This window comes from Thioalkalivibrio denitrificans, from assembly GCF_002000365.1.
GTDB classification, from domain to species: Bacteria; Pseudomonadota; Gammaproteobacteria; order Ectothiorhodospirales; family Ectothiorhodospiraceae; genus Thioalkalivibrio_A; species Thioalkalivibrio_A denitrificans.
Genome location: NZ_MVBK01000042.1, coordinates 41,475 through 51,230, shown reverse-complemented (window position 1 = coordinate 51,230; position 9,756 = coordinate 41,475). Strand labels below are relative to the sequence as shown.

6 protein-coding genes are annotated in these 9,756 nt (G+C 65.3%); 2 read left to right on the top strand and 4 right to left on the bottom strand.

The genetic code is table 11. The features are described 5' to 3' along the window. The first annotated feature begins 165 nt into the window (after positions 1–165). Positions 166–3,441 carry an SNF2-related protein gene (locus tag B1C78_RS07705; protein WP_077278579.1) on the top strand — a complete coding sequence of 1,092 codons (3,276 nt, stop codon included), beginning with the start codon at positions 166–168 and terminating at the stop codon, positions 3,439–3,441. Between the two features lie 105 nt (positions 3,442–3,546). Here B1C78_RS07705 and B1C78_RS07700 read toward each other — a convergent pair whose 3' ends face one another. Further along, positions 3,547–3,837, bottom strand: a complete 291-nt coding sequence (locus B1C78_RS07700; RefSeq protein ID WP_077278578.1) for a hypothetical protein — start codon at positions 3,835–3,837, stop codon at positions 3,547–3,549. Positions 3,838–4,157: 320 nt separating this feature from the next. Between B1C78_RS07700 and B1C78_RS07695 the strand changes: the two genes are divergently transcribed. After that, on the top strand, positions 4,158–4,403 hold the full coding sequence (locus B1C78_RS07695; protein WP_077278577.1) for a hypothetical protein: 246 nt from the start codon (positions 4,158–4,160) through the stop codon (positions 4,401–4,403). A gap of 264 nt (positions 4,404–4,667) precedes the next feature. Here B1C78_RS07695 and recG read toward each other — a convergent pair whose 3' ends face one another. The 3 genes from recG to spoT all read right to left on the bottom strand — a co-directional run bounded on the left by recG (position 4,668) and on the right by spoT (position 9,745). Continuing rightward, a complete protein-coding gene (gene recG / locus B1C78_RS07690; protein ID WP_077278576.1) occupies positions 4,668–6,725 on the bottom strand; it encodes an ATP-dependent DNA helicase RecG in 2,058 nt (685 codons plus the stop codon). Positions 6,726–6,946: 221 nt separating this feature from the next. Next, positions 6,947–7,330: a RidA family protein gene (locus tag B1C78_RS07685; protein WP_077278575.1), complete on the bottom strand. Its 384-nt coding sequence runs from the start codon at positions 7,328–7,330 to the stop codon at positions 6,947–6,949. Between the two features lie 240 nt (positions 7,331–7,570). Then, positions 7,571–9,745 carry a bifunctional GTP diphosphokinase/guanosine-3',5'-bis pyrophosphate 3'-pyrophosphohydrolase gene (gene spoT / locus B1C78_RS07680; protein WP_077278574.1) on the bottom strand — a complete coding sequence of 725 codons (2,175 nt, stop codon included), beginning with the start codon at positions 9,743–9,745 and terminating at the stop codon, positions 7,571–7,573. Positions 9,746–9,756: the final 11 nt, after the last annotated feature.

Sequence of the window (9,756 nt, the reverse complement as noted above, 5' to 3'; positions counted from 1 at the left end):
CGACACTCACCCCAACCTACACGTCGGCGTTTCCGCTTCAAGCGATGTCCTGGCGCGCTTTGCGGCTTTGCGAGAGAAAGTTTCCTTACGCTGTATGGCGCCGAACAATAGCTCGGGCAATCCCCGCCATGCACGCATGGCCCCTCCGGCGCTATAGTGCCACCCATGAACGACCCCGAACATCCGGACAACGAGCAGATCGATCTGTTCTCGGTCCAGCCGACAGTGGAGTCCGATCTCTGGCCGGCCCACGAACGGTTCCCGTGCAACCGTAGCGGACACACGGTGGGGCAGGTGGTTCTGCAGGATCTGCGCGAGGCTCAGTCCCCGCTGATCGTGAGCGGCTACGCCTCACTGGAGCGGATCGTGCGGCTGCTCGCGGACCTGGATGCGAAGGGCGGACCGGTGCGGCTGCTCTTTGGTGTGGAGCCTCACGCCACGGGGCGCGAACGCTTCGCGCTGCAACACGTGGATTTTCCCACAGAGGTCCGCGACTACTGGCTGGCACACGGCATCTCCGTCGATGCCAGCGCATCCCTGATTCACGCCATCGGGCTGATCGAGTCCGGCCGGGTGGAAGCGCGCCACCTTGGCGGTGCCCGCAAGCGGCTGCACGCCAAGATCTATTGCGGCGAGAAGGGCGTCACCCTGGGCTCCAGCAACTTCACGGATTCCGGCCTGAGCCGCCAGCTCGAGGCAAATGTGCGTTTTACGACGAAGGAGCCCCGGCGCTTTCACGAGGCCCGGCGCATCGCCGAGAACTTCTGGGCGCAAGGAAGACCCTACCGGGATGAACTGCTCGCCCTGCTGCGCCAATTGCTCGCCGTGGTGAGCTGGCAGGAGGCACTGGCGCGCGCCTGCGCCGAACTGCTGGACGGGGACTGGGCCCGCGCTTACCTGGGTGCACTGGAGCTGGAATCGGCAGGTCTCTGGCCTTCCCAGGTGCAGGGCATCGCCGAGGCCCTGTGGCTGATGGAGAACGTGGGCAGCGTACTGGTAGCCGACGCCACCGGCTCCGGCAAGACCCGCATGGGCGCGCACCTGATCCGGGCCGCGGTGGATCGCATCTGGAGCAGCGGGCGTATGCGCAAGGGCCGGCCGCTGATGGTCTGTCCGCCCGCGGTACGCCATGCCTGGGAGGCGGAGGCCCAACGCTGCGACCTGCCCCTGGTGACGCTTTCCCACGGCGTACTGTCCCGGGCCGCGGGCAGCGCCGGTGAACAGGTGGAAGACGCGCTGCGCCGGGCCCAGGTGCTGGCAGTGGATGAGGCTCACAACTTTCTCAACCTGGCGTCGCGACGCACCCGCATGGTGCTCTCCAACATGGCGGACCATACCCTGCTGTTCACGGCCACGCCCATCAACCGCAGCGTGGTGGACCTGCTGCGCATCGCGGACACCCTGGGCGCGGACAATCTGGCCCCGGAGACCCTCACCATGTTCGAGGGTTTGCTGCGCAGCCGTCGCCTGGACCGCAGCCTCAGCCCCGGAGAGCTGGCCGCGCTTCGCCAGGAACTGGAGCGTTTCACCGTGCGCCGTACCAAGCGCGAACTGAACGCGCTGGTCGATCAGAACCCCGAAGCCTACCGGGACGCTGCCGGCCGCCCCTGCCGTTACCCCCGCCACCGATCTCACGTCTACAAGCTTGGCGAGAGCAACGCCGACCAGGCGCTCGCGGCAAAAATTCGCACATTGTCCGGAAAGCTGCGCGGACTGCTGTATCTGCGCGGCGCCCTCGAGATGCCGGCCGTGCTGCAGCGCGAACACTGGGACGCGGCCCGATATCTTGAGAGCCGCCTGAAGTCGGCGCGTATGCTGCCCGCCTATGTGGTTTCGGCGGCACTGCGTTCCTCGCGCGCCGCACTGACCGAACACCTCAGGGGCACCGCCTTCGCGCTGGAGCACTTCGGCCTTGCGGGGCGCTTCAACAAGCCGCATGTAGGCAATGTCATCGATAAGCTCCGGGAAATCCGCGGGCAGGTGCCGGAGAACCGCCTCGGCATCCCTCTGCCGGACTGGCTCACCGATCCCGACGCCCACGCGCAGGCCTGCGACGAGGAACGTTCGCTCTACGAGGCCATGTGGGAGGCCCTCGCGCAGCTATCCGACGGACGCGAACGGGCAAAGGCGAAACTCCTCACGCGGCTGCTCTGCGAACACGATCTCGTGCTCGCCTTCGACAGCCGGCCCATCACCCTGGCGGTGATCCGCGCCATGCTCGAAGAAATGGGCGACGCCCGCATCCTGCTGGCCACGGGCGACACCGGATCGGATCGCCGCGAGATCGCCGAGACGCTGCGCCCCGGCTCTCAGCGCCAGCGCGTGGTGGCGCTGTGCTCGGACAGCCTGGCGGAAGGCGTCAATCTGCAGCAGGCCAGCACCATCGTGCACCTGGACATGCCCAGCGTTGTGCGCGTCGCCGAGCAGCGGGTCGGCCGGGTGGACCGCATGGACAGCCCCCACGAGGCCATCGACGCCTGGTGGCCCGACGATGCTCCGGCCTTTGCCCTGAGTTCCGACGAGCGTTTCATCGAGCGCTTCGAGACCGTGGAAAACCTGTTGGGCTCCAACCTGCCGCTGCCCGAGGAGATGCTGGGCAGGGGGCATGGGCCCGTGCAGGCCGAGGAACTGATCCGCGAGTTCGAGGCCCAGGCGGACGCGGAGCCGTGGGACGGCATCCGCGATGCCTTCCAGCCGGTGCGTGATCTGGTCTTGGGCCCCCGGGCGATGGTGCCGCCGCAGGTCATGGATGCGATACAACGCAACAAGCAGGACGTGCTGGCGCGCATCGCCGCCGTGCGTTCGACAGAGGCCTTCGGCTTTTTCTGCCTGTCGGGGGACGACGAGCGGGCGCCCAAGTGGGTACTGCTGCGGCCGCGTGCCCATGGCGCCAGGCCCCTGGTGGACGCGGACCTGCACCGGATTACGGCCCGGTTGCGCCGCCTGCTCACGCCCCACAGCGAAACCCTGCCCCTGGACGACCAGGTTCAGGGGCAGCTGAGCGCGCTTTTCGCTGACCTGCACCGGGCCGAGCGCGAGATCCTGCCCCGGCGCAAGCGGCGCGCGCTGGACGAGATGGAGAAAGTTCTTCAGGGGTATGCCAGGCGTTTCAGCGAGCCGCGCATGAAGCGCATCGTGAACGCGCTGCTGATGCGCCTGCGCCAGCCGGATGCGCAACAACCGCCCAACTGGGACGCGCTCGCCGAGCGTTGGCTGGATCTGATCCGCCCGGTCTGGTACCGGCACCTGGGCGAGCGCCGGCGCGGACGTCCCTTGTTGCTGCGCGACATCCGCCGGGACCTGCTGGGGGAGGACTGCCTGAGCGCTGCCGCCCTGGAAGCGGCGTTTGCGGACATTCCCGAGGCCGGCCCCTTGGAAGCGCGCCTTGCGGCCTGCATCGTCGGCGTACCGGAGCGACGGACGCCCGCAGGAAATCTGTAGGTCGGGCTTCAGCCCGACAACGGGTTCTGTCCAAGCCGGCGGCGTCGGGCTGAAGCCCGACCTACAGATCGCGTTGCCGCCGCAAGCCTTCACGAAGTATCCGGGTCAGACCCCCAGCAGACGCAATACCGCATCCGGCCAAAGCAGCAATACCAGACCGATGCCCGCCTGCGCCGCCGCCATCAGCACCGCCGGCGCGACCGGAAGCTGCCCGGACACCTCGCAGGCTGCCTGCGTGCGCCGGTAACGCCGCACCAGTTGCAGGCCGGCGAACACCACCAGCATCCCGCCCGCCGTGCGCAGACCCGGCACCGGTCCGGCGAGCCCCATCACCAGGATCACGACGCACAATGCCGCGATGCGGATGAACGGCCATGGGTTGGTACCAGCCCGCATATCTCACCACCTCATTATTGCGGCCCCCGATCTGCACGCCGTGGCGGGGCGTGCGCCCTCGCTACAAGCGGTACTGAGATACGCGGCCCAGGTTTCACGGCCCCATCATGAACCAGCGGTGGCCGGGGATGTAAGCCCTGACGCGTCCTTGACCGGCTCGCCCGGCGGGGCTATACGATACGGACCCCGGGGCCTCTCCCAGGTCCCGCGTTCCCCACTCCGGAGCCGCTGCTCCCGCCAGCGACCCTGCACGTCCTTCAGGCCTCCCGGGCAACCGGCGGCACCGGACATTCACCGTCAATGACGGCAGGAGGCTCACCATGAAGCTGAAACAGATCCTGGTCACATTGGCCCTGATTCTGACCACATCCGTGGCATTCGCCTTCCAATGCCCCGCCGACATGCGTCAGATCGACGCCGCCCTGGCACAGAATCCACAGCTCAGCTCGGAACAGCTCGCCGAGGTGAAGAAGCTGCGTGAAGAGGGCGAGGCCCTGCACAACGCCGGCCGGCACCAGGAATCAGTAGACACGCTGGCGAAGGCGAAGGAGATGCTCGGTCTCTGATCCGGGGTCCTGAGCCCGCAAACTGGCTCACCACGAAGGGCAGTTTCTCTCGCAAAGACCGCGAAGCCCGCGAAGCCCGCGAAGCCCGCGAAGGGAGCATATTCGTAGGGCGGGCCGTGCCCGCCGTGCGGGCCCCGAATCGAGGCCCCGCGGCCGGAAGTCTTGTTTGGCCGCGGCCTCGGGCTGAAGCCCGACCTACGAGTCGGCGGCTGACGGTGCCGCCGCCATTCCTTGCTACTTGCTACTTGAGACTTGCCACTGAATTTATCCGACGCGCCCGTATTCCTCCGCACCGCTCAGCCAGCGGTCGATGAGCGGATCCACATGATCCGGATACTCGGCCCATAGCCTTTGGGCGGTGCGCTTGACCTCATCGAGCAGATCCTGGTCGCGCATGATGTCGGCGATGCGGAACTGCATGGCGCCCGTCTGGCGGGTGCCGAGGACCTCGCCGGGGCCGCGAAGCTCCAAATCGATGCGCGCGATCTCGAAACCGTCGGTGGTGGCGCGCAGGGCATCGAGGCGCTTGCGGGCAGTATCGGAAAGCGGCGGACGGTAGAGCAGCACGCAGGAACTCTCGGTGGTGCCGCGCCCCACCCGGCCGCGCAACTGGTGCAACTGGGCAAGTCCGAGGCGCTCGGCGTTTTCGATGATCATGAGCGACGCGTTGGGCACGTCCACACCCACCTCGATGACCGTGGTGGCCACCAGGAGCTGGATCCCGCCCGCCTTGAACCGGGCCATGACCGATTCCTTCTCCTTCGGCCGCATGCGTCCGTGCACCAGACCGACATTCACGTGCGGCAGCGCTTCGCAGAGCTGTGCGTAGGTGTCTTCCGCGGCCTGTGCCTGCAGGGCCTCCGACTCCTCGATCAGCGTGCACACCCAGTAGGCCTGTCGGCCCTCGGCCACGGCGACGCTGATGCGTTCGACCACCTCCGCACGCCGGGCGTCACTGACAGCGACGGTCTTCACCGGTGTGCGCCCCGGCGGCAGTTCGTCGATGACCGAGTAATCGAGGTCGGCATAGGCGGTCATGGCGAGCGTCCTCGGAATGGGCGTGGCAGTCATGATGAGTTGGTGGGGCAAACGGCCGTCACGGTTGCCCTTCTCGCGCAACGCCATGCGCTGGTGCACACCGAAGCGGTGCTGCTCGTCGATCACCACCAGGGCCAGGTCGTCGAAGTCCACGTCGCCCTGAAACAGCGCATGGGTACCCACCGCCACGCGGGCGCGGCCTTCGGCCACATCGGACACTGTCTCCCGCCGCGCCTTTGCCGTCAGCTTGCCGGAAAGCCAGGCGACCGTAACACCAAGCGGTTCCAGTTGTTCGCTGAAGTTGTGGAAGTGTTGTTCGGCAAGAATCTCCGTGGGTGCCATCACCGCGGCCTGGTAGCCCGCCTCCACGGCCGCGAGACACGCCGCCACTGCCACCATCGTCTTGCCGGCGCCCACGTCCCCCTGCACCAGCCGCAGCATGGGATGGGGACGTGCCATGTCGGTGAGCAGTTCGCCGATGACCCTGTTCTGGGCACCCGTCAGCGCAAAGGACAGGCGGTCGGTGAGTTGCCGGAAGAGACGCCCCGGCACCTTGACGGCAGGCGCCGGATCTTCCGTGGTGCGTGCGCGCAGCCGCGCCAGGCTCAGGTGGTGCGCCACCAGTTCCTCAAAGGCGAGACGGCGCTGGGCCGGGTGACGTCCCTCCATGAGTGCGGCCACGGACACATCGGGCGGCGGACGGTGCACGGTGCGAAGCGCCGATTCCAGGTCCGGAAGCCCCGCGCCCGCCAGCACGCCCGGCGGCAGCCAGTCAGGCAACCTGTCGAGACGCGCGAGCGCCTCGTCGGTGAGGCGGCGCAGGCTGAGCTGATGCAGGCCCTCGGTGGTCGGGTAGACGGGCGTGAGCGTATCGTCCACCGTCGCATCTTCGCTGACAACCCGGTACTCCGGGTGCACCATCTCGAGACCCGCGTGGCCGCGCCGTGCCTCCCCGAAACAGCGCAGGCGCAGACCGCGCACCAGCCCCTGCTGCTGCGCAGCGGAAAAGTGAAAGAAACGCAATGTGATGGCGCCGGTGCCGTCACTGATGTGCGCAAGCAGCATGCGCCGCCCGCGATACACCACCTCGGCGTGATCGACGGTGCCTTCAACCACGCCCTCGTCACCGGGACGCAGGCTGCCCATAGGCACGACGCGGGTACGGTCCTGGTAGCGAAGCGGAAGATGGAAGAGCAGATCCGTCACCGTGCGGATGCCAAGCCGCTCGAGCCGCTCCGCCAGCTTCGGCCCGATGCCCTTGAGTACGGTTACGGGTTCAGTCATTGGTTCGGTGTCCTTACCGGGAGATCCAATAGACAGGATGAACAGGATTTTTCAGGATTCACAGGATGAAAGGCGTTTAGACAGGATTAACATGATTTACAGGATCAAAGGCCTTCAAGAAATAATCATGTAAATCCTGTCCAAGCTTTTCTTCTTCTTTTCACATTCTCTTTCATCCTGTCAATCCTGAAAAATCCTGTTCATCCTGTCCATTCCAAAGCTCAGCCAAGTTCAAGAATCGCATCCATCTCCACCGCCGCACCCTTGGGCAGACTGGCCACGCCGATGGCTGCGCGTGCCGGGTAGGGCTCGCTGAAATACTGCGCCATGATCTCGTTGACCAGGGCGAAGTGGGAGAGGTCCGTGAGGAAGATGTTGAGCTTGGCCACATCCGCGAGGCTGCCGCCGGCGGCTTCGGCCACGGCCTTGAGATTATCGAACACCCGGCGGATCTGCGCTTCCATGGAATCGGTCACCAGTTCCATGGTGGCGGGGTCCAGCGGGATCTGTCCGGAGAGATAGACGGTGTTGCCCACCTTCACGGCCTGGGAGTAAGTACCGATAGCCTGGGGGGCCTTGTCGGTGCGGATGATCTCGCGGGGCATTGATAGCTCCTTGGATTTTCTTTAAAGGCGAATGGACAGGATGGACAGGATTTTTCTGGATTTACAGGATAAGACATCTGAAGGAAAACATCAGACAGGATTAACAAGATTTACAGGATTAAAGACACTCTTCTTTGAATCATGTAAATCTTGTTAATCCTGTCTAAGCTCTTCTGCTTTTCGTTTCTTCTTTCATCCTGTAAATCCAGAAAAATCCTGTCCATCCTGTCCATTCAAAAATCAACCACGCGCACGCTGGATCTTCATCACCTCCGGCAGGCGGCGCATGCGGCGCATCATGTTGGCCAGGTGCCGGCGGCTGCTGGTGGAGAGCGTGAAGGTGATGGTGGTGGTGGCGCCGTCGCGTTCGTCGAAGGACACGTTCTCGATGTTGGAGCCCATGTCGGCGATCACCGTGGCCAGATTCGCCAGCACGCCGCGCTGGTTGGCGGTCTGCACGCGAATGGCTGCGGCATATTCCACGCCCGGCTCCGGCGACCATTCCACGGGGATCCACTTGTCGGGTTTGTCCCGGAACTCGGACACGTTGCGGCAGGTCTCGCGGTGAACGACCAGGCCGCGGCCGGTGCTCATGACGCCCACGATGGGGTCTCCCGGGATCGGATAGCAGCAGCGGGCAAACGAGAGCACCATGCCCTCGGTGCCCTTGACGGCCAGCGGCCGCTCGGGGGCGGCTTCCACCGCGGCACCCTCCTCGTCACGGCCTGACAGCCGCCGGGCGACCAGTGCGGCCATGCGGTTGCCGAGTCCGATGTCCATGAGCAACGTGTCCAGACCCGGAAGTTTGAGTTCCTCGACCAGCGCATCGATGCGCTCCTGGGCCACCTGTTCCAGCGACAGCCCATAGGCGACCAGCGCCTTGTCCAGCAGGCGCCGCCCGAGGCTGACCGCCTCGTCCTCGCGCAGGTTCTTGAGGTAATGCCGGATGCTGGTGCGCGCCTTGCCCGTCACCACGAAGGACAGCCACGCGGGGTTGGGACGTGCGCCGGGCGCGGTGATGATCTCCACGGTCTGTCCGCTGAACAGGTGTGTGGAGAGCGGCGCGAGCCTGCGGTCGATCTTGACCGCCACGCAGGTGTTGCCCACGTCGGAGTGTACCGCATAGGCGAAGTCCACGGCGGTGGCGCCCTTGGGCAACTCCATGATCTCGCCCTTGGGGGTAAAGATGTAGACCTCCTCGGGGAAGAGGTCCACCTTGACGTTCTCCAGGAACTCGATGGAGTTTCCGGCGCTCTGCTGAATCTCCAGCACGCCCTTGAGCCACTCCCGCGCACGCGCCTGGGCCGTTGCGGAATGGCTGTCGCCGGCCTTGTAGAGCCAGTGGGCGGCGATGCCGCTCTCGGCGACCCGGTCCATTTCCTCGGTACGAACCTGGATCTCGATGGGGATCCCGTGCGGGCCGAACAGCACCGTGTGCAGCGACTGGTAACCGTTGGCCTTGGGGATGGCAATGTAATCCTTGAAGCGTCCGGGCACCGGCTTGTAGAGGTTGTGCACCACGCCCAGCGCCCGGTAGCAGGTGTCCACGTCGGAGACCACGATGCGCACCGCGAACACGTCGAAGACCTCCGTGAACGAGAGGCGCTTCTGCTTCATCTTGCGATAGATGCTGTAGAGGTTCTTCTCGCGCCCGATGATGCGTGCCTCGATGCCCGCCTCTTCCATGCGGTTGAAGATGGCGGTCTCGATCTTCTGCATCACCTCCTTGCGATTGCCGCGCGCCTTGTTGACCGCCTCCTGAACCACCTTGAAGCGGTTCGGATACATGGCGGCGAAGCCGAGCTGCTCCAGCTCCCGGCGGATGGCATTCATGCCCAGGCGCTGGGCGATGGGGGCGTAGATCTCGAGGGTCTCGCGGGCAATGCGTCGGCGCTTGTCCGGGCGCATGACGCCCAGGGTGCGCATGTTGTGCAGCCGGTCGGCCAGCTTCACCAGGATCACGCGCAGATCCCTGGTGATGGCCAGCATCATCTTGCGGAAGTTCTCCGCCTGGGCCTCGACCTTGGAACGGAACTTCAGATGCGTCAGCTTGGAGACACCATCCACCAGTTCGGCAACGTCCTCGCCGAACTCCTCGATGATGCGCTCCTTGCTGATGTGGGTGTCCTCCATGACGTCATGGAGGATGGCGGCGATGATGGACTTGTGGTCCATCCGCATCTCGGCCATGGTCTTGGCCACGGCCAGGGGATGGTAGATGTAGGGTTCGCCGGAGAGACGGGTCTGCCCGTCGTGGGCCTCGGCGCCGAACAGGTAGGCCTTGTAGACCTCGCTGACCTGTTCGGGCTCGAGATAGCTATCCAGATAGGCGCACAGGTCGCTGGCCAGGAATCGCGTGTTCTCCTTTGACGCGACACCTGTGGTGGAGGGAGCGGATGTGGCGGTTTCCACCATAGGTTACGTAT

What these genes read in the sequence shown, in the direction of transcription:
- spoT (WP_077278574.1), bottom strand. Translation starts at nt 9,745, where the DNA reads ATGGTGGAAACCGCCACATCCGCTCCCTCCACCACAGGTGTCGCGTCA.
- B1C78_RS07705 (WP_077278579.1), top strand. Translation starts at nt 166, where the DNA reads ATGAACGACCCCGAACATCCGGACAACGAGCAGATCGATCTGTTCTCG.
- B1C78_RS07700 (WP_077278578.1), bottom strand. Translation starts at nt 3,837, where the DNA reads ATGCGGGCTGGTACCAACCCATGGCCGTTCATCCGCATCGCGGCATTG.
- recG (WP_077278576.1), bottom strand. Translation starts at nt 6,725, where the DNA reads ATGACTGAACCCGTAACCGTACTCAAGGGCATCGGGCCGAAGCTGGCG.
- B1C78_RS07695 (WP_077278577.1), top strand. Translation starts at nt 4,158, where the DNA reads ATGAAGCTGAAACAGATCCTGGTCACATTGGCCCTGATTCTGACCACA.
- B1C78_RS07685 (WP_077278575.1), bottom strand. Translation starts at nt 7,330, where the DNA reads ATGCCCCGCGAGATCATCCGCACCGACAAGGCCCCCCAGGCTATCGGT.